Raw genomic sequence first — 736 nt, 5'->3', positions numbered from 1 at the left:
CCGTAGTGCTCGCGGGCGAAGGGGCTGTAGACCGGCCAGGTGGTGGACGTCATGATCTCCTCCAGGAGGCGCCGGATCTCGGGCGCGGACATGCTGTAGGCGTGTTCATAGTACTGCGGAGCGTGTTCGCCGGGCAGCTCCGCCAGGGCCGCGGTGAACGCCTCCACGACCTTGCGGTCGCGGCCGTGGACCATGACGGCCATGGCCGCCAGCTCCGGCCAGGCCGCGGCCTGCTGCGGGTCGGTGATCGCGGGGATGGCGTCCGGTCCCAGCACGGCAGGCTGCAGCCGGTAGCCGGTCAGTCCCGAGTCGACCGGCCGCGCGTAGTGGGCGGCGGTGCGGGCGTCGGGGCAGACGACCAGGACCGTGACGTCGCAGCCCAGCAGCAGCCAGAGCGCGGCGGCGTAGCGGGCCAGCTGCCGGGGGTCTTTGGATCTGTCCTGCTGGACTTCGACGATGACGGCGTGCGCGGGGTCGGCGGGCGGGCCCAGGACGACGACCAGGTCGGCCTCGATGTCGTCGGAGGGCCGGGTGTTGAAGGTGGTGCTCTCCAGCCGGACCAGCGGGGTGGCGGGCAGGTCACACCCGAGCAGGTCGCGCAGGATTTCCACGACCAGGTGGGGGCGGTCGCGAAACAGCTGGATGAGCGAGTCATGTCGAGGGGACGGCATGTCGCTGATTGTGACAGGTAAATGACATTCGGTGGCTTAATTCGCGATGAACCGTATCCCGCGGA

At 69.7% G+C, this 736-nt stretch carries 1 protein-coding gene; it reads right to left on the bottom strand.

Annotated elements, in window-relative coordinates; translation table 11 throughout:
* A partial coding sequence (locus ACFOWE_RS33790) for a hypothetical protein (protein ID WP_377295163.1) occupies positions 1-671 on the bottom strand: 671 nt, incomplete at its 3' end.
* Between the last annotated feature and the right edge of the window lie 65 nt (positions 672-736).

The sequence above is a fragment of the Planomonospora corallina genome (assembly GCF_042650625.1).
GTDB lineage: Bacteria > Actinomycetota > Actinomycetes > Streptosporangiales > Streptosporangiaceae > Planomonospora_B > Planomonospora_B corallina.
The sequence above is the reverse complement of the archived record's forward strand: the minus strand, read 5'-3'. Positions and strand labels throughout refer to the sequence as shown.